15 protein-coding genes are annotated in these 20,067 nt (G+C 45.6%); 9 read left to right on the top strand and 6 right to left on the bottom strand.

The window, feature by feature from the left end:
• Window positions 1-226: 226 nt before the first annotated feature.
• Window positions 227-1,483, bottom strand: a complete 1,257-nt coding sequence (locus tag ACVBIU_RS19605; RefSeq protein WP_447164578.1) for a sensor histidine kinase — start codon at window positions 1,481-1,483, stop codon at window positions 227-229.
• Window positions 1,455-2,123, bottom strand: coding sequence for a response regulator transcription factor (locus tag ACVBIU_RS19600; protein WP_447162143.1), 669 nt, complete (start codon window positions 2,121-2,123; stop codon window positions 1,455-1,457). Before ACVBIU_RS19600 ends, ACVBIU_RS19605 begins: the two co-directional genes overlap by 29 nt.
• Window positions 2,124-2,216: 93 nt before the next feature.
• On the opposite strand from ACVBIU_RS19600, the gene ACVBIU_RS19595 reads away from it, so the two are divergent.
• Window positions 2,217-3,404, top strand: a complete 1,188-nt coding sequence (locus ACVBIU_RS19595; RefSeq protein WP_447162142.1) for a DUF5666 domain-containing protein — start codon at window positions 2,217-2,219, stop codon at window positions 3,402-3,404.
• A gap of 326 nt (window positions 3,405-3,730) precedes the next feature.
• Here the strand turns inward: ACVBIU_RS19595 and ACVBIU_RS19590 are convergent, their stop codons facing one another.
• Genes ACVBIU_RS19590 through ACVBIU_RS19580 form a run of 3 tightly spaced genes read right to left on the bottom strand, consistent with a single transcriptional unit; the run spans window position 3,731 to window position 7,270 of the window.
• Complete coding sequence (locus ACVBIU_RS19590) at window positions 3,731-5,392, bottom strand: HAL/PAL/TAL family ammonia-lyase (RefSeq protein ID WP_447164577.1); 1,662 nt, start codon at window positions 5,390-5,392, stop codon at window positions 3,731-3,733.
• Between the two features lie 25 nt (window positions 5,393-5,417).
• Complete coding sequence (locus tag ACVBIU_RS19585; protein ID WP_447164576.1) at window positions 5,418-5,768, bottom strand: cytochrome c3 family protein; 351 nt, start codon at window positions 5,766-5,768, stop codon at window positions 5,418-5,420.
• On the bottom strand, window positions 5,768-7,270 hold the full coding sequence (locus tag ACVBIU_RS19580) for a flavocytochrome c (protein WP_447164575.1): 1,503 nt from the start codon (window positions 7,268-7,270) through the stop codon (window positions 5,768-5,770). The genes ACVBIU_RS19585 and ACVBIU_RS19580 overlap by 1 nt, the downstream gene beginning before the upstream one ends.
• 257 nt (window positions 7,271-7,527) lie before the next feature.
• On the opposite strand from ACVBIU_RS19580, the gene ACVBIU_RS19575 reads away from it, so the two are divergent.
• Both ACVBIU_RS19575 and ACVBIU_RS19570 read left to right on the top strand, forming a co-directional pair.
• Window positions 7,528-8,376, top strand: a complete 849-nt coding sequence (locus ACVBIU_RS19575; protein ID WP_447164574.1) for a LysR family transcriptional regulator — start codon at window positions 7,528-7,530, stop codon at window positions 8,374-8,376.
• Window positions 8,377-8,936: 560 nt separating this feature from the next.
• A complete protein-coding gene (locus tag ACVBIU_RS19570; RefSeq protein WP_447164580.1) occupies window positions 8,937-9,872 on the top strand; it encodes a LysR family transcriptional regulator in 936 nt (311 codons plus the stop codon).
• Between the two features lie 316 nt (window positions 9,873-10,188).
• On the opposite strand, the gene ilvY is transcribed toward ACVBIU_RS19570, so the two are convergent.
• Window positions 10,189-11,061, bottom strand: coding sequence for an HTH-type transcriptional activator IlvY (ilvY, locus tag ACVBIU_RS19565; RefSeq protein ID WP_447162141.1), 873 nt, complete (start codon window positions 11,059-11,061; stop codon window positions 10,189-10,191).
• 174 nt (window positions 11,062-11,235) lie between these two features.
• Between ilvY and ilvC the strand changes: the two genes are divergently transcribed.
• From ilvC to ilvA, 6 genes are all read left to right on the top strand, one after another.
• Window positions 11,236-12,717, top strand: coding sequence for a ketol-acid reductoisomerase (ilvC, locus tag ACVBIU_RS19560; RefSeq protein ID WP_447162140.1), 1,482 nt, complete (start codon window positions 11,236-11,238; stop codon window positions 12,715-12,717).
• 528 nt (window positions 12,718-13,245) lie between these two features.
• Window positions 13,246-14,925, top strand: coding sequence for an acetolactate synthase 2 catalytic subunit (ilvG, locus tag ACVBIU_RS19555; RefSeq protein WP_447164579.1), 1,680 nt, complete (start codon window positions 13,246-13,248; stop codon window positions 14,923-14,925).
• A 123-nt stretch (window positions 14,926-15,048) separates the two neighbouring features.
• A complete protein-coding gene (ilvM, locus tag ACVBIU_RS19550) occupies window positions 15,049-15,315 on the top strand; it encodes an acetolactate synthase 2 small subunit (RefSeq protein WP_447162139.1) in 267 nt (88 codons plus the stop codon).
• A gap of 4 nt (window positions 15,316-15,319) precedes the next feature.
• The gene (locus tag ACVBIU_RS19545; protein WP_447164573.1) at window positions 15,320-16,249 is read left to right on the top strand and encodes a branched-chain amino acid transaminase; all 930 of its coding nucleotides are present in this window, start codon (window positions 15,320-15,322) and stop codon (window positions 16,247-16,249) included.
• A 362-nt stretch (window positions 16,250-16,611) separates the two neighbouring features.
• Window positions 16,612-18,459, top strand: a complete 1,848-nt coding sequence (gene ilvD / locus ACVBIU_RS19540) for a dihydroxy-acid dehydratase (protein WP_447162137.1) — start codon at window positions 16,612-16,614, stop codon at window positions 18,457-18,459.
• A gap of 29 nt (window positions 18,460-18,488) precedes the next feature.
• Window positions 18,489-20,039 (top strand): threonine ammonia-lyase, biosynthetic, encoded by a 1,551-nt coding sequence (ilvA, locus tag ACVBIU_RS19535; RefSeq protein ID WP_447162136.1) that lies wholly within the window; start codon window positions 18,489-18,491, stop codon window positions 20,037-20,039.
• Window positions 20,040-20,067: the final 28 nt, after the last annotated feature.

The raw sequence follows: 20,067 nt of genomic DNA, 5'->3' as shown, positions 1-20,067 counted from the left end.
TCAAACTTAGCCTAAGAATTGGTGAATCAAAGGTTCATCGATGTAGATTTAAAGCCTGCGTTAGTTTCACGCCAATGAAACCCTAAACCTCTGCATATACGCTGGCCGCAGGCTATTGGAACCACCAATGTAGGAAGTTGGTTTGAAGATTCAAGCGATGAAGAATCTAAAGGTTCATCGCTGTAGATTGAAAGCCTGCGTCCGTTTCACGCAAATGAAATCATGCCTAAAGGGCATCCCCTTTGGCAGAAAACACCAACGTTGTGCAAAACTCAACCCCATTATCTTGAGGCAGATAATCCCACCCCATGCGTTCACAGATGCGCTCGACAATAACCAATCCAACACCGTAGCCGGCATTGTAAGTTTCATTACCTTCATGGCGATTGGTAATCGTTAACGTATGTCCTGTGAGCACTATCTCGATATCGCCAACGCTGTAACTAAAAGCATTCTTAATGACATTGTTAAGCACGATGGCAATAAAGCTCTGTGGTGCATGGATGAGTTCGGCGTCGTTTACACTTAAGTCGTAACAAGTATCTTGTCTGGCAAATAACTCTTTCATCTCGAGCAGCTGTTTACGTAGCGCGTCCTCTAGGCTGACATCGGCATAGTAACGTTGGCTAATCGACTCTTTACCCAAAAGTAGAAAGGTGTCGGTGAGTACCTGCATCTCGTCACTGGCTCGCTGTAGCCGCTTTACCGCATTGACGGCCAGTGGGTGCTGGTCGGGGATTTTTGCCAACAACTCGGCTGAACCTTTTATCACAGTGATAGGGGTTCTTAGCTCGTGGGAGGCAAAGTGACTGAACTCCTTTTCACGTTGAAAGAAGCCATTGATATCGTTGCGGCTATCTAGCAGTGTTTGCTCGATATTGCGGGTTTCGACAAAACGGGTATCAACGCTAAAGTCGGGGTCATCTGGCGCCATTTGGGTGATTTTGTGTTCAATTATCGTCAGCGGCTTGGATAGGGTACGGATAAAGTACAAACTATATATCGTCATTAATAGACCGATAAGTAGCCCTAGAATGAGAATGTAATCGTGTAAGTGCTCCTCGTACTCATCAAGGTAGTCATCGGCATCATCTTGAAACACAACATACATTAACCCTCTATTCGACGGGTGCAGGGTAACAATAAAGTGCTTGTCTTCTTCGCCGATTAACTTTTCATATAGACCTGGAGAAGTATAAGCTTTGAGCCATTCAGGAATGTTTTGCTCACTCCAATAGGTGGTGAATTCATTGGTATTGGGCAGGACGGTTTTATCACCATAAAGCTTGTAGTCCTGCTTATAGCGATATACTTCTGTGTCTAACCAGTGATTCAGGCTGATCTTTTCAATTTGGTTTTCAGCAATATAAATAAGCGACCAAAATAAGCTGAACATGGCAAAAGTCATCAAACCGAAACTCCAGCGGATCTTTCGGTAGATGCTAGGGAACTGCTTATGCTTTAAGGCGGTAACCTTGTCCATGTATTGTCTCTAATCGTGAGTGTTCGAAACCTTTATTTAGCGCAGTACGTAGACCGTATATGTGGCTACGCAGTGCATCACTTGGAGGGGATTCATCGCCCCAAACCGCATCGCTCACATCTTGCCGGCTAACAATACTCGGTGCCCGCTTAATCAGCACTTTTAATATCTTCAGCTGAATACGGCTGAGCTTAATGGGTAACTCTGAGCGAGTCACAATATCTGTTTGCGTATTAATCTTGATGTCGGCAAACATCAGTGTGCCTATATCTTGGCGTGGACCGCGATTACTAAGCGCGTGTAATCGTAGGCTGAGCTCTTCCATGGCAAAGGGCTTGAGTAAGTAGTCATCACCTCCCGCTTTAAAGGCGGCGACTTTATCCTCGAGACTGTCTTTGGCTGTTAAGAACAAAATGGGTGTGTTGCAGTATAGGTCTTCGCGTAATTTACGCACTGCGCTGATGCCATCAAGTTTTGGCATCATGATATCCATAATAATCACATCGTAACTATTTTCAGATAGTAAATTGATTGCCGCTTCACCGTGATAGGCACAGTCAATCACCATGCCCTCTAGTTCCAAGTAGTCGGCGATTGTTTCACTTAGGTTATGGCTGTCATCAACAATTAGCACTTTCATAAATTATTTTATCTTTCTTCACGATCGCTTCACGGTTCAAGTTTTAACATACAGCCATATTTGATAATCATCTTACAAAATAAGGGTATTTAGATGAAAAAAATAGCTTTAGTTTCAACAATTGCTCTGATTTTAACTGCTTGTGGCGGTGGAAGCGATAGTTCTTCTGACAATGGTAACACTGGTGGCGATAATAATAACGGCGGCGGTGTAGTTACGGCTCCTGCAGCGGTTAAAGGCACGATTGATAAAGTCGATGCTGCGCAAAATAAAGTTGTTGTAAACGGTTATAGCTATGATGTTGCTGGCGTATCTTACGGTGACGTTAAACTAAATATTAACGATTTGCAGCCTAATATGATGGTGCAAGTTGGTGCTGCGCAAAAAGCGGCTGCTGTTCAAGTAAGTCTTGAGCCAACCATTACCGGTAAAGTGACAGCAATCGACCCTGCTGCGGGTACATTTGATGTTAACGGTATGACGTTAACCTACAAGTTACCTAACGAAATTGAGTTAGGTGATTGGGTGATGGTGTCGTCATTACCAACCGCTGATGCTGGTTATAAAGTGTTATCTGTCGTTAAGTTTGAAAATGAAGACCTAGTTGGCCACTATGAAGTGGAAGGTCTGTTATCGGGTTTAGATGATAGCGCTAAAAGCTTCAAGCTTGGTGCAGCACTAACAGTTGATTACTCTGGCACTGCAGCTCACAACATTGAAGGCGTGCTTGCTAATGGCCAGTGGGTTGAAGTAGAAGGCACAATGAACCTTAATACACTTGAAGCAACAAGTGTTGAAGTTGAAAACTATAGCGATCTCGCTAACGACACCGAAGTTGAAGGTATTGTGACTTGGGTTGACGCACAACAAACTGCGTTTGAACTTAACTACCAAGGCCGTTTTGTTGTTAACAACCAGACTAAGTTTGAAGATGGCTTGAAGGCTGATCTTAAACAAGGTGCCTTAGTTGAAGTGACTTCAGTTAAGCAAGGTACGCAGCAAGTGGCGACCGAAGTTGAGTTCGATGATGACAGCTCAACGGGTAACGACAACACGGGTAACTGGAAAGAGTTTGAGCAAGAAGGTTTTGCTACAACTACTGATTCTGTGGCCCAAAGCTTTGTTATCAATGGCGTTACCGTTTTCGTAGATGCAAGTACGCAATATGAAGACAGAATTACGTTTGATACGATTACCCAGCAACGCATCGAAGTTGAAGGTGTGGTGATGAACGGCAAAAACATTGCTCGCGAAATCGAAGCTGATAACGATAACGACTAAGCGTTTTGTTGCCTCGGCTTTTGTTTGAAAGCTACTGTTGAAAAGAGTCCTGTAGGCTAGTGTAGAGTTGATACTAGATTAGCCGATGAAAATGCCTTCCTAATTGGAAGGCATTTTTGTATCTGCTTTATGAGGAAGCAGGGCAGGGATGTCGATATAAAGCGTGTTATGCGCAGCATTAACTCGCCTCGAAACTGAGTTCATTGTAATCACTGATACAAAACTCAGAGTCAGTGATTACAACGAGCAGGTGAAGCAAAGATTTATAGCCTTAGGGAGTAAAATCAATGGCTAAATTTATCATCTACTTCTAGTTTTCATTATTGTTATTTAGATTGCTGCAGGACTGAATATGATTTAAGGAACTTGATGCCGTTATTGATATCCGGTGTATAAGTTCTATCTAAATCTACAAATGGAACAACTTTACGGTACTGTTCGATTAAGTGGCTTGTACCTTTGCCCATCTGCTTGTTTTGGTCTCTCATGCGGATCTCCATACCTTGTGTCGTATGCAGAACTTCGTAGGCATAGATCTCGTAACCAATATCAGCCATCTTCTCAACGCGGTCAGAAATTAAGTTTACGTTGCTAAAGGTTTCTTCAATGCCAACAGATGTAGGAATACCGTAGAGTGTTGCGCTGTTTGTTAAGGTCATCGCTTCTGCATATAGTCCTGACATTGATTGGGCTATATTGGCAAAACCATCACCACCGACATTTTCTTTCGCGATAAGGTAAGTCGGTAAGTTGGTACGGTGCCCATCATCAAGTTGAGTGGTACGCCATGCAGAAATATGGATAATTTGTGCTAAAGCGCGGCCTAGAGACTCCATTTGCACTGCAAGTTGTGTGTTATCAAAATTTGCACCAGAGTTAACAAAAACACTGTCATCGCCCACACGCAATGCGTTCACCGCTGGTGTGTTGCTATACCATAAGTCATCACGAGCCTCAGTGTTAACAATAGGATTGTCTGTGGTGTGGTTAATCGCAGTATTAAGCAGTTCTTTCGCTTGGCGTAGTTCTTCTTTTGCTGTCGCAAGGATGTAGCCTGATGAGCGGAATGATAAAGGGTCTTGCAGATTCCGCTTGCTATCTAAATCCCATAAGTATGAACCTTTTAACGCGCCTAGAATCGCTTCGGCAGCTTCATGACCTTGTGGCCAACCTTTGGTGTCAACGGTATGCCAAAGGAAAGGTGATACGTTTCCGTTAAGGGCTTCTAGTGAAGAAGCAATAATAATGGGTGAGATCTCAAGTAGGTGCTCTACTTTTTTAACTGCTGCAATATTTTGGGCTTCAGCCACGTTACCGTTAGATAAAATGGAAATACCGTCTAAGCCAAAAGGTCTATATGGCTTAAGATCTAACTCATCACGTACTTCTTTTGAATCACGTCGCTCGCCGTTGTACATCACATCCCACTCGCCCATTAGAGACAAGCCAATGTGAGTCGCTAGACTTAAGTCGTTGGCACCTGATGATCCACGGCTTGGAATAAGCGGAGTGACATCGGCATTAATGTAGTCCATAAATGCTTGGGCACCTTCGGTGCTCATTGCAGTGTAGCCTGCAGCCATTTGGTTAAGACGAATGATCATCGCCATTTTTGATTCACGCTCAGCTAAGAATGGCTCGACGCCAGCAGCTTGAATGCGCATTTGACGTTCGTTGAACTTAATTGATGCGGTAAAGTTGGGTTCATCTTCTACAGAAGAGCCGGCAACCCGCTGATCTTTTAGTGCACCGTAGTTTACGGTTAAACCGTAAATTGAGCGGCCATCTGCTGCAGCATGGATGGGAGCCTTATAGCCAGCGTTAATACGCTGCCAGCCAGCTTTAGAAATAGTGACATCTTCACCCGGTTGGGATATTTCCCATAATTGATCAACTGTCAGCGAGCGGCCATCTATAGTGTGTGTGGCTGCATTGGCAGATAGAGGTAGGCTGGCTGCAACGAGTAATGCAAATATACTTTTCTTCATTTTAATTCTCTAATTGATAATACATTTACTTAAGATTGTTAAATTCGACTTTGTGGCAGTCGGAGCAAATATCTTTTGAAGGCTGGTGCTCAGAATGACATACCATGCACTCAAGCAAATCTTCATAGTGGTGCGAATTGTGTGGGTTTTTATCAAAGCGATTTGGCTGGGTAGGGATATCATGCATGCCGCCATGACAATCAATACAAGCTTGATCGCTCGGGCGTTCAAATGCGCCTTTGGTTGTATGGCAGGTACGGCAATTCATATCTGCGCCAAGGGCGTCGATATGGTGTTGTTTAATATTCGGTTTTGCGGCTAAAGCGCTGCATGATAGAAGAGTTGCGATGACTGCAACGGCAAAAGAGGTTTTCATTATGCATTCGCCTTATAATTTGCTGCCGTTCTGCCTGCAATCTGACCAAAAACTAAACCATCAACTGACGAGCAACCACCTAAGCGATCCATGCCGTGAGTACCACCGGCTACTTCACCCGCAGCAAATAGGCCTTTGATCGGCTCACAAGTGGTGGCATCGATAACTTCAGCGTTAGGGGTTATGGCTACGCCGCCCATGCAATAATGCAACTTAGGTGACAATCTAAGTGAGTAAAATGGTGGTTTTAACTCGGTTCTTCTATCTAGCGGTTTATTAAATGGATCAGGCTTACCCTCAACAATCTCGTTCCAATCGGCGATGGATTGGGTGAGTGTCGCTTCATCAACATCGTGACGTTTAGCCAGTTCTGCAACAGAGTTAGACTTATTAACCGCTCCATCACGATAAGCGCCAGTAAAGCCTTCGGCACGTTTGGTGGTGGCTTCGCTACAGAAGGTAAATGGATAATTAGGCATATCTTTACTGCCTTTTTCCAACACAAGAAGTTGCGCTTCTGCACGTGTACGGCGATCGGCAAGTTCATTCATAAAGCGTTTGCCTGTCATTGGATCGATGGCAATGCCTTCACTGAATGAATAGTCAGCAAAGAAAGAGGCGGGCCCGGCTCCACGTTCGTCAGGAGAAGCCCAAGGGCCAAGCTGATACATGTCCAGCATGATTGGCAGTGAGCCGACAGCGAGCAGTGACTTGATCATGCCTGCCGTTGCGCCAGAATGTGCGGTAGCTTCTAGGTGAGCATAGATAGGCATAGTTGTCTTAACAAATTTCTTGTCCTGACCCCAGCCGCCAGTGGCAACCACCACGCCATGGCGTGACTTATAGGTTTGCTCACCTTTGAACTTTTCAGTTTCAAAATCGAATTTCTCTTGAACGGCAACACCGGTAATCGCGTTATTCTCATCACGAAGCAAGGTAGTAACTTGAGTGCGATTTTGGAATTGAACGCCTTTTTTGGCAAGGTACTTGTGCATAGGTACTACGATTCCACCGCCCGATGCATTGGCTGGAATATGTGCTCTTGGAGCGCTATGCCCCCCAAGACGGATAATTTTATCTTTAAATTCGACGCCACAACCAATGAGCATGTCGTATACGGTATGAGCTTGGGTTGCGAGTGTTTTACATAGCTCTGGGTGGTTAAATCCGCGACCCGCTTTCACCATATCTTTAATCATGAGCTCTGGTGAGTCTTCAATGCCATGTTTTTTTTGAAGTGAAGTATTTGGCATGCATGCAATACCGCCACAGATAGCAGAGTTTCCGCCCCAAGTTTCCATCTTTTCAAGAACCAAGATGTTTTTTAATCCAGCTTTATTTGCTGAATATGCAGCAGCTAAACCTGCGAAACCGCTACCGACGATAATTAAATCATACTCGCGATCCCAGTTATTAGCTGATGTAACAGCAGTGGCGGAAAATGGCAAAGCAATGGCTGCTGTGACTCCCATGCTTTTGGTTAGAAATTCTCTTCTTTTCATTATTATTCCACTAATTTGTTGTAGTTATTTTCGTGGTAATGATATTTATCACTCTGTTCTTAGTTTGTGATGCTTATCTGATATATCGTGGTATAAAAAAATGGAATACCTGCTATTGTTCGTATTGTTATCGCTATGGATAGCGTGAAGTATGATAATTTATTGGCTTTATTTACTAGGATTATTTTTAGCTAATTAACATGCGTTTGATTGCAATCTCATAACTATAAAAATATAGACTTAGAGCACATAGTACTATGGTTAACAATACGGTAATTCATCACTTTTATTATTCGGCAAAGTTTTCTTCTTTTTCAAAAGCCGCAGTTTTTTTAAAAACAACACAGCCAAGCATTAGTTCGAGTATTATTTCTCTCGAGAAAAAAATCGGTACTAAGTTGTTTGAACGGAAAAGTCATGGGGTTCGACTTACCCAAGCAGGTAGTGAACTTTACCAGAAGGCTGAGGCTGTTATTAAGACAACGAGTGAGTTTAACCTGGTCTTATCTCAGGTTAATAGAAAGTCAGTTATTAAAATCGCGACTCAACCTAGATTGTATGAAAAGTATTTGTCAGCAAAGCTTACTCCTGATTTTATTGAAGAATTCTTTATTCAAATTAATACCGGTGAGCTGGCAACGATTAAAGGTTGGATGGACTCAGGTGAGGTCGATGTCGTTATAACCGAAGGCATATTTCATAATCACCCAATATTTGAGTATGTTGATGAGTTGGATAACCTGAAGTTTTTTTGGGCTCAAAAGAGGGGGGCTGAATTTACTTCACCTATACCTACCTTCGTCCATTCTGATGTGTGGAATCACTGGCATGACTTAAGCGAGTGTATGTATAACAACCCCAATTTTAGAAAAGTAATGGTGATAGATACACCAGACTTTTCATGCAAATTGATAGAGCGTGGAATGGGTATTGGTCTATTGCCAGAACAGATTATTTTGAATAATGGAATGCTGGAAAAGTGCGCTGGACCGACTGAGGGGAATATTGATGGCCCCATTGCTATTTATGTGAATCAAGAGCGAAAGTTAGAGTTGCAACAGATCAGATTGATTGAAAAAATCATTGTAACTAATACTTACTGTTAAGCGAGGACCATTAAACGAGTTTTTTATTTCCTATTGATAAGAGCGTGCTCTTTGTCACAACGGTTCTTATAGTCTGATTATTGTCATTGATTTAGATGCTGGTTTGATTGTATTTATATCTATTGGTGTTGGATTTATTTTTATGCTTTAATTTTAGCCCCATTTCAATGATGGGGTTATGGGTTTTAACTATTTTATTGTTAGTGTTTTTGATATGACTTTTAATGCTTGAGTGTCATTAATTATACGTATGTTTTTTATCTACATAATAGTCAAGTACAAATTTTTTGTTACTTGTTACTTGTTACTTGTTACTTTTCATTTTCAATTGCCCCTCCTCAGTCCTTGCTGACTAGAAAATGAATATTGAGATTATCATTGTCCATTTTCTGTGGCTTTTAGCCTTTACTATTTCACAGCTATCACTGCGGCTTGTTAAGGCGCTTGACTAAAACTAATGTTAGTCGAGTGTTGAGCCTTAATTAAATAAATATCCATAGCGTTAGTTTGTAAACTCTTTATTATAGCCAGATATATCTTAGGCTATCCCTAGAAGGTTGATTGTGAAACAGCTGGATTTCAATTTACTCCGAGTATTAGAAGTGCTGCTTGAAGAGCAGAGTGTTACTGCGGCGGCATCGAGACTGCATTTGAGTCAGTCTGCGGTGAGTAAGCAGTTGAGTAAATTGAGAGAAACCTTCGACGATCAACTATTTGAACGCACAGCTTATGGCTTAAAGGCCACGCCTCGTGCGCTGCAATTAGCCCCTGAGCTGCGGGATGTGCTGCAAAAACTGGATCAATTTACTCGTCCTAGCACCTTCGAGCCCGCTGAGAGTCAACGTCGTTTTCGAATGCATATTGTTGAAACGGCTTACTCACTGACTTACCCCTATTTTATGCCAAAGCTGCTAAAACAAGCGCCGCAGGTGAGCATTAATGGCCATACTTGGTCGCATTCTAGTATGGAACAGTTATTACGCTGTGAAATTGATATGGGCATTATCTGCCGTGAGTGGGATAAACGTTCTTTGCTGCATATGAATAACTTGCCGGAGGAGTTAGGCGCGGCAGAGCTTATTCGTGACTACCCAGTGTGTTTGTTAAGACGCGATCACCCTGCGCTAAAAGAGCCATGGAACTTAGAGACTTTTCTCAAATACCGTCACCTGCAGGTGGCCTTTGGTGGTTTGGAGCAGTGGTTGCTTGATGATGTACTGCGTTTAGAGCATCTGCAGCGTGATATCGCGGTTAACATGACCGACTTTAATTGCGCAATGGATCTATGTGAGCACAGCGATCTGATCTTGTGCGCGCCACGAAAGTATATCCAGCAGATGATGGTTAACTATGATCTGGTGTGCCTCGATGTGCCAGTGCATGTTGATCCAGGTGCCTATGTGTTAGTTTGGCATAAACACTTTAATCTCGACCCTAGCCATCGCTGGCTGCGTAATCTGATTATTGATGGCGTTCGTGACAATCGAAAAGACTAGCCGCAGCAGACTTCGAAAGACAAGAATGAACCACGGAGAACACGAAGAGCACGGAGAAGAGCAATGCCGAGCTTTTGCTTTTCTTCGTGTCCTCTGTGTAGCAAACGAAGTGAGCGCTTCGTGGTGTATGGCTGTTAACGCAAAGAACCTCGTTTGTGCTGGAGCCTTAGTTTTTTGTTTTGAATCAGGTTTGGGCTTAACTTGCCTACATGACTTAATCAGTTGCTGTTGTAAGCGTTTACTCTTACAACAGCAACCTAATTCAATATGAGCAGATATTGATGGCGTATGACTCTAATATCAATGGCGTACTCAGTTATATCGCTTGCAGAAAGGCTGCTATTACCGGTTCATCGAGCCGTTTACTCTTACAGCAGCAGCCTAGTTCAAAGGGTGGGATGTCTATGGGTGATGTTAGCAGCTGAATACGGTCGCGTACCGGACTGTTATTGATCACCACCTCTGGCGTAATGCTGACTCCACAACCGAGCGCCACCATAGAAGCGATCGCTTCTTGTCCTGATACCTGAGCATAGATATTGGGGATTAGGCCTAATGACTTAAACCAGTTATCGATACGCTTTCGCCCAGGTCCATGCTCCGGCACGATAAAGGGCAGCCTGTCCCAAGGGATATAAGATTCAGTTAATAACTTTTGCACTTGGCATCTAAAGGTGGGGGCGATAATAGACAAAGGCACATCATCAATTTTGGCAAAGTGCAGATTATCGGGAAACGGATCGGGCAGCGCGGCGATGGCGATATCGGCGCGGTTGTTGCGCACTTCATTAACCGCATTCGCGGCATCACCAGTGGTGAGGGCTATCTCAACTTGCGGGTGCTCACGTCTAAAGCGATCCAGTAATCCGGGGAGATGACTATAGGCGGCTGTTACTGAGCAGTACAGATTGAGCTTACCTCTGAGTATGTCCTGCTTAGGATCGATCTTAGTTTTAAGCTTTGCCCACTGATCTAAGGTTAACTCGGCAAAGTGTCGATACTCTATGCCTGCACTGGTTAACGTCACACTGCGATTATCACGTTGAAACAGCTGCGCCCCCACTTCCTCTTCTAGCCTTTGCATGGCACGGCTTAAGGTCGATGGGCTCACATGCATGGCCTGGGCTGTTCTAGCAAAGTGCAAACTATCGGCAAGATGCAGGTATAGCTTGATGGTTCGAATATCCAAAGTGATCTCTCCGTTAGTAGTGCCGACAAGCTTTATGTTGCAAAAAATGCAACGTGATGTTTCGAATATATCATTTTAAGCAATGAAATGCTTGCGCTATAGTGAGTTCAATCACAGCGTGACTCGCTATCGAGTCGGCCCGTTTAACTGTCCAGAATCAAGGTGGTATATCAGATGGCTAACTATTTTAACTCTCTGAATTTGCGTCAACAATTACAGCAGCTGGCTCAATGCCGCTTTATGGATCGCAGTGAATTTAGCGAAGGCTGCAACTTTATCAAGGGTTGGAACATCGTTATTCTTGGTTGTGGCGCTCAAGGCCTTAATCAGGGCTTGAATATGCGTGACTCAGGTCTAAATATCTCTTTTGCATTGCGTGAGCAAGCCATTAGCGAAAAACGTGATTCTTACCAGAAAGCGACGGGTAATGGTTTCCGTGTTGGCACTATCGAAGAGCTAATCCCAGAGGCGGACTTGGTGTTAAATCTGACGCCAGACAAGCAACACACTAACGCTGTTAACACTGTGATGCCATTGATGAAGCAAGGTGCAACCCTGTCTTATTCTCACGGTTTCAACATCGTTGAAGAAGGCATGCAGGTTCGCCCAGATATCACCGTTATCATGGTTGCTCCTAAGTGCCCTGGTACTGAGGTGCGCGAAGAGTATAAGCGCGGCTTTGGTGTACCAACACTGATTGCCGTTCACCCAGAGAATGACCCTAAGGGTGAAGGTTTTGATATCGCGAAAGCTTATGCCAGTGCAACTGGTGGCGATCGCGCTGGTGTACTGCATTCTTCTTTCATCGCTGAAGTGAAATCAGATCTGATGGGTGAGCAAACTATCCTGTGCGGCATGCTGCAAACGGGCGCAATCTTAGGTTACGAGAAGATGGTTGCCGACGGTATCGAGCCTGGTTACGCGGCCAAGCTTATTCAGCAAGGTTGGGAAACCACCACTGAAGCACTGAAGCATGGCGGCATCACTCATATGATGGACCGACTATCAAACCCTGCAAAAATCAAAGCGTTTGATATGGCTGAAGAGTTGAAGGTTATTCTTAAGCCATTGTTTGAAAAGCATATGGACGACATCATTGGCGGTGAATTTTCTAAGACCATGATGGCTGATTGGGCTAACGACGATGCGAACTTGCTTAAGTGGCGTAGCGAAACCAACGACACTGGTTTTGAAAATGCACCAACATGCGATGAACATATCGATGAGCAAGCGTATTTCGATAAAGGTATTTTCTTAGTTGCGATGATCAAAGCCGGTGTGGAATTGGCGTTCGATACCATGGTTGCAGCGGGCATCATCGAAGAGTCGGCTTACTATGAGTCACTGCACGAAACACCGCTGATTGCTAATACGATTGCACGTAAGCGTTTGTATGAGATGAACGTGGTGATTTCAGACACCGCTGAATACGGCTGTTACCTATTCAACCATGCGGCATTACCATTGCTAAAAGACTACGTTGCTAATATGTCTGCCGAGTACCTAGGTGGTGGTTTGCAAGACACCAGCAATGGCGTCGATAACGTACGTTTAATTGAAGTCAACGCGGCAATTCGCTACACAGCAGTTGAAGAAGTGGGTGCAGAGCTTCGCGGTTACATGACTGAAATGAAGCGTATCGTAGAAGAAAGCTAATGACTTTTTACTAAGAGTCTACACATAGGTTTGTGCAGACTCTTGGTGTCTTAAATCGGCATTAGAGGCAAAAATTTTTTCTATAAATCATTAACGATTAATACCTTAATGACATTAATTACGTCAGGCAGAACATCATTTATTTCGATGCAGTTGGCGGCCTAAACCGCTTATACAAGATGATAATTTTTGATGATAAAAGTTTTTTATTGTGTTTTTTATAGGCTTTGTGTTATTCCTTAATGTACTGAATTTAAGCAAAGACCCTGATTAGGAAGCCAGTCGAATATGTTTAACCAAGCTGCCCAGCTCATTATTGTGATTATTACCGTGGTGATTATTAAATCACAGCGGGGGCCGCGCATATGGAATCGACACACCTAAACTAGGTTTAAGATTGCAAAAACCCCCGCTCCGAAAGGAACGGGGGTTTTTTCGTTTAAGGGCTTAGTAAAAGCAAAGCTTCTATCTAATCCCTTAAGAAATAAGTTAATTGTAATGGAGCGCTGATAGATGGAACAGAGGCAGATGGAGCAAGGGCAGATGATACGAGGCGCAGATGCAGTCATAAAGGCGATTGCCGCACACGGCGTGACCACTGTGTTTGGTTACCCTGGTGGCGCGATTATGCCGATTTATGATGCCCTCTACGGCAGCCCAGTAGAGCACCTTCTAAGCCGACACGAGCAAGGCGCGGCGTTTGCTGCCGTGGGATACGCTAGAGCGAGTGGCAAAACCGGTGTGTGCTTTGCCACTTCAGGCCCCGGTGCGACTAACCTGGTGACCTCATTGGCTGATGCTCTGTTAGATTCTGTGCCAGTGGTTGCCATTACGGGGCAAGTTTCTACTGCGGTTATCGGCACCGATGCCTTTCAAGAGATCGATGTTTTAGGTCTGTCACTTTCGTGTACTAAGCACAGCTTTATGGTGACCCATGTCGATGAGTTAGTTCCTACACTATATAAAGCTTTCGAGATAGCCGCATCGGGTCGCCCAGGCCCTGTTTTAGTTGATATTCCTAAAGATGTGCAAATTGCCATGCTTGAATACAAGACGCCATTGCAAGCGGTTAGCGTGGAGCCAGAGCACACTGCAGAGCAGATTAAGCAAGCGCGCCAACTTATCGAACAAGCAAAGCAGCCCATGCTATATGTGGGTGGTGGTGTAGGCATGGCGAGCGCGGTTGAGCCACTTCGTGAGTTTATCAAGATCACCGGGATCCCATCGGTAGCCACCCTAAAAGGGTTAGGCTCAATCACGTTAGAGACTCCGGGTTATTTGGGGATGCTGGGCATGCATGGCTCAAAGGCAGCTAACCTTGCGGTACAAGAGTGCGATCTGCTGATAGTGGTGGGGGCACGTTTTGACGATAGAGTGACAGGGCGTTTAGCCAGCTTTGCTGCAAACGCGAAGGTGATCCATCTTGATATCGATGCTGCGGAGCTAGGCAAGTTACGTCTACCAGAAGTGGCAATTGCGGGTGACCTACGCCAGATCTTACCGCTGTTAACTCAACATTTAGGCGAGCAGTTTGCACCGTGGCAAGCCAAGATTGAGCAGATGAAGCATGAGCATCAATGGCGTTATGACCGTCCGGGCGAGCTTATTTACGCCCCTGCTATGCTTAATCGTCTTGCGCATAAGTTGCCCCAAGATAGTGTAGTGGCCTGTGATGTCGGCCAGCATCAGATGTGGGTAGCGCAGCACATGTTTTTCAATCGCCCAGAAGATCACCTATCCAGTGCGGGTCTAGGCACTATGGGGTTTGGCTTGCCAGCTGCCATAGGCGCTAAAGTGGCGCGCCCAGATGCGACTGTTGTTGTGGTCTCGGGGGACGGCTCATTTATGATGAATGTGCAAGAGCTCACCACCATCAAGCGTAAGCGGTTACCGGTCAAAATCTTACTGGTTGATAACCAAAAACTAGGCATGGTGAAGCAGTGGCAGCAGCTGTTTTTTGAAGAGCGTTACAGTGAAACGGATCTGTCTGACAACCCTGATTTCGTCAAGATGGCATCGGCATTTGATATCCCGGGTCGTAATATTACTCAAGCGTGTGAGGTCGAAGCAGGGCTGGATCAACTGCTCAATAGCCAAGGGCCTTTTTTACTGCATGTATCGATTGATGATGCCCATAACGTTTGGCCATTAGTGCCACCAGGGGCGTCAAACCAGGACATGATGGAAGAGATGGATAAGCAAACTTAACGGCAAAAAGCGGTGAGTTTGAAACAAAGCACTAAAGCACTTAAGCACTTAAGCATTTAAGCATTTAAGCATTTAGCATAAGCATAAGAGCATGAGCGATAAAGCAAGATGGAGAGCCTGAATATGAACAACTACTCATTAGCGTTAAACGTGCAGCAACAACCTGAAGTGTTAGAGCGCGTGCTACGCGTAGCTCGCCATCGTGGCTTTAAGGTCGCTAACTTGAGCATGCAGCTCAATAGTAATAACAGTACCAGCATCGATATGCTGGTGGAAAGTGAGCGTGAAATCGGCTTACTAACTAATCAAATAAATAAGCTTATTGATGTGATTGATTGCCAAGTATTGGTAAGCAATACCACAGCAGCATTAGAACAACATAAAGGGTGAGAATATGGCCGCTAAAACAGCAGAGTTAATTTGGTTCAATGGTGAAATGATGCCTTGGGGTGATGCTAAGGTTCATGTTATGTCTCACGCGCTGCACTACGGCACGTCAGTTTTTGAAGGCATTCGAGTTTATGATACTCACCGTGGCCCTGCAGGGTTTCGTTTAACAGAGCATGTTCAGCGCCTGTTTGATTCAGCAAAAATTTACCGTATGCCAATACCTTACAGCTTCGAGGATGTCATGCAGGCATGTAGCGACGCAGTATTAGATAATGGCTTAAAGAGTGCCTACATTCGTCCTTTAGCTTTTTATGGCGATGTGGGCATGGGGATCACTCCACCGAAAGATGCTCAGTGCGATTTATTAGTGGCCGCTTTTCCGTGGGGAGCTTACCTAGGTGAAGACAGCATGGATGCCGGGGTGGATGTGGCGGTAACCTCTTGGAATCGTCTCGCGCCCAATACCATTCCAACCGGTGCCAAAGCTGGTGGTAACTATTTATCGTCTTTGCAGATCTCTACTGAAGCTAAGCGTAATGGTTTCGATGAGGGTATTGCACTTGATACCAATGGATTAGTGAGCGAAGCTGCTGGTGCCAATATTTTTGTGGTAAAAAAGAACAAGATCTACACCCCGCCAGCAACAGCCGCTATTCTGATGGGGCTGACTCGAGACACTATTATGACCCTTGCCAGAGATAAAGGTTATCAAGTGGTGGAGGAGCAGATGTCACGCGAGTTTTTGTATCTTGCTGATGAGATCTTTATGACAGGTACTGCAGCTGAAATTGTACCGGTGCGCAGTGTTGATCGCATCGAAGTGGGCAGTGGTAAACGCGGCGAGATCACCAAAGAGATCCAGCAGAGTTTCTTCGGCCTGTTTAGCGGTGAAACCGAAGATAAATGGGGTTGGTTGGAGGCTTTAGAAGGTTAAAGGCAGGCCCTAGGTGCTAGGAAAAGCTAAGAAAGGTCCTAGGAAAGCACAGGCTAAGACGAACGCTTCGCTAACGGATAACGGAACGTTCGCTTGCTCACTGACGGAAAGGCCGGGAAAGCAGGCCCTAGGTGTTAGGAAAAGCTAAGAAAGGTCCTAGGAAAGCATAAGCTAAGATGAACCGCGTTCGGAAAGGCCGGACGAACCAAGACGGTAAAGAGCCGGAAAGCTTAGACGAAACATAAAAGCTGAGAACGATATCTCAGGTTAACGAATTAGAAAATAGAAGGTGTGACAGATTTTTTAGGACCTAGGACCTAGGACCTAGGACCTCAACCCTTCTTTAAAACAAGGATAAAGCAATGCCAAAACTACGCTCAGCAACCAGTACCGAAGGCCGTAATATGGCAGGCGCTCGTGCATTATGGCGCGCGACGGGTGTTAAAGATAACGACTTTGGTAAGCCGATTATCGCTATCTCTAACTCCTTTACTCAGTTTGTACCAGGCCATGTGCATTTAAAAGATATGGGCTCCTTGGTTGCAGGCGCAATTGAAGAAGCGGGTGGTATTGCAAAAGAGTTTAATACCATCGCAGTCGATGACGGTATTGCCATGGGTCATGGCGGTATGCTGTACAGCTTGCCATCACGTGAACTCATTGCCGATAGTGTGGAATACATGGTTAATGCACACTGCGCCGACGCATTAGTGTGTATCTCAAACTGCGATAAGATCACCCCTGGCATGTTGATGGCATCACTCAGACTGAATATCCCAGTGATATTTGTCTCTGGTGGACCAATGGAAGCGGGTAAAACTAAGCTTTCAGGCAACATCATTAAACTCGATTTGGTCGATGCCATGGTGGCTGGGGCAGATGATCGCGTCTCCGACGAAGATAGTGAACAGATTGAGCGCAGCGCGTGCCCAACATGTGGCTCATGCTCTGGCATGTTTACCGCCAACTCGATGAACTGTTTAACCGAAGCGCTTGGTTTATCTTTGCCGGGTAACGGCTCAATGCTTGCAACTCATGCTGATCGCCGTGAGTTATTCCTTGAGGCGGGTCGCCGTATTATGGATTTAGCGACTCGTTATTATAAGCATGATGATGAATCGGCATTGCCACGCAATATCGCCAACTTTAACGCGTTTGAAAATGCGATGACGCTGGATATCGCCATGGGCGGATCAAGTAATACCGTATTACACCTGTTAGCAGCTGCGCATGAAGCGGAAGTTGATTTCACTATGGCAGATATCGATCGTCTGTCTCGCCTTGTCCCCCACCTTTGTAAAGTGGCGCCGTCTACGCCTAAATATCACATGGAAGATGTACACCGCGCGGGTGGTGTTATGGGGATTTTAGGCGAACTTGATCGTGCGGGCTTATTGCATAATGACGCCTACCACGTTGCAGGCGAAAACCTTGCCGCGGTATTAGCTAAATATGACATTGCCCAAAGCGATGATGCCGCGGTGCGTAAGTTCTTCTCAGCAGGGCCTGCAGGTATCCCAACCACTAAAGCCTTTAGCCAGGATTGCCGCTGGGACAGTGTTGATGATGACCGTAAAGAAGGTTGTATTCGTAGCCGTGAGTTTGCCTTTAGCCAAGAAGGTGGTTTGGCTGTGCTATCGGGTAACGTTGCCCTTGATGGCTGTATCGTTAAGACCGCGGGTGTTGAAGTTGAAAACCACACCTTTATCGGTAGTGCTCGGGTTTATGAGAGCCAAGATGACGCCGTTGCTGGGATCTTGGGCGGTGAAGTGGTTGCTGGCGATGTGGTGGTTATTCGTTACGAAGGCCCTAAAGGTGGCCCGGGTATGCAAGAGATGCTGTATCCAACCAGTTACTTAAAATCTCGCGGCCTAGGTACTCAGTGCGCGCTTATCACAGATGGTCGCTTCTCGGGCGGCACCTCGGGTCTATCCATTGGCCATGTTTCACCAGAAGCGGCGGCGGGGGGCACTATCGGTTTGGTGCAAACCGGCGATCGCATTGAGATTGATATTCCAGCCCGTTCCATCAAGCTTGCGATAAGCGATGTTGAACTCGCGGCGCGCCGTACGGCGATGGAAGCGCTTGGCAAAGATGCGTGGAAGCCACTTGGTCGTGTAAGACAAGTTTCTTTGGCGCTTAAAGCCTATGCGTTACTTGCAACCAGTGCCGATAAAGGCGCTGTGCGCGATGCCAGCAAATTGGTTTAAGCTATTTTACCGGATAAAAGAGGTAGTTTATGTTGGCTCTAGCATCACAATCGCAACTGGATTTAGCCCATTATTATTTGCAGAAAATTTTACTGTCGTCGGTTTACGACGTGGCTAAAGTCACCCCGCTGTCGAGCCTTAATAAGTTGTCGGCGCGTTTGGGCTGTCAGGTCTTTTTAAAGCGTGAAGATCTGCAACCTGTGCACTCGTTTAAGCTGCGTGGTGCTTACAATAAAATTGCTGAGTTAACTGCCCAGGAGTGTGAGTGCGGCGTGGTTTGCGCCTCTGCCGGTAATCATGCTCAAGGCGTGGCGATGTCGGCGTCGGCGCGTGGTATTAGTGCGGTTATCGTGATGCCTGAAACGACCCCCGATATTAAGGTGGATGCGGTAAGGCGTTTAGGCGGTGAGGTGGTACTTCATGGGCAAGCGTTCGATCAAGCCAACGCTTATGCACAGAGCCTTGCTAAGAATGAAGGCCGAGTGTATGTCGCGCCTTTTGATGATGAAGCTGTGATTGCTGGCCAAGGCACGGTAGCGCAAGAGATGGTGCAACAGCAGCGCGATCTCGAAGTGGTATTTGTGCCAGTTGGTGGCGGTGGCCTGATTGCCGGTGTTGCTGCTTATTACAAAGCGGTGATGCCCCAGGTAAAGATTATTGGTGTTGAACCTGAAGATTCAGCGTGTTTAAAAGCGGCGCTTGAGGCTGATGAGCGGGTGATCTTACCGCAAGTAGGTCTATTTGCAGATGGCGTTGCGGTTAAACAAATCGGCGCTGAGCCCTTTAGGTTGGCCCGTGAGTATGTCGATGATGTGATCACCGTGACCTCTGATGAAATCTGCGCGGCGGTGAAAGATATTTTCGAAGACACCCGTGCGATTGCTGAACCTTCCGGCGCGTTGTCGCTAGCGGGGCTGAAAAAATACATTGGCACTAAGGGTAAAGGCGAGAAAGTGGGCGCTATTTTAAGTGGCGCTAATGTGAATTTTCACAGCTTACGTTATGTGTCAGAGCGCTGTGAATTAGGCGAGCAAAAAGAGGCAATTTTAGCGGTTAAAGTGCCAGAGCGTCCGGGAGTGTTCCTGCGTTTTTGTGAGTTGCTGGATAAGCGCGCCATGACCGAGTTTAACTACCGCTTTAGCAGTCGTGACAAGGCGGTGGTGTTTGCTGGCATTCGGTTGACAGAAGGGCAAGTTGAGCTAGATGAGATTATCGCGAATCTCGAGTCTGAAGGCTTTGAAGTGCAAGACCTGTCGCAAGACGAAACCGCTAAACTGCATGTGCGCTATATGGTCGGTGGGCATCCGCCGGAGCCATTAGAGGAGCGTTTATTTAGTTTTGAGTTTCCGGAGCACCCAGGTGCGCTGTTTAAATTTTTAACGACTTTGCAGAGTAAGTGGAATATCAGTTTGTTCCATTATCGTAATCACGGCGCGGCGTACGGTCGAGTCTTAGCGGGTTTTGAAGTGCCACAAAGTGATGCTTTGGCTTTTCAGCAGTTTTTAACTGAGTTAGGTTTCGTCTATCAAGAGGAAACCCATAGCCCAGCCTACCGCTTATTTTTAGATAATCGTAATTAGCGGGTTAGGTAACAAAAAGGCAACCTCA

This window comes from Shewanella sp. 30m-14 (assembly GCF_052977125.1).
This window is presented reverse-complemented; position numbering and strand designations above follow the sequence as displayed.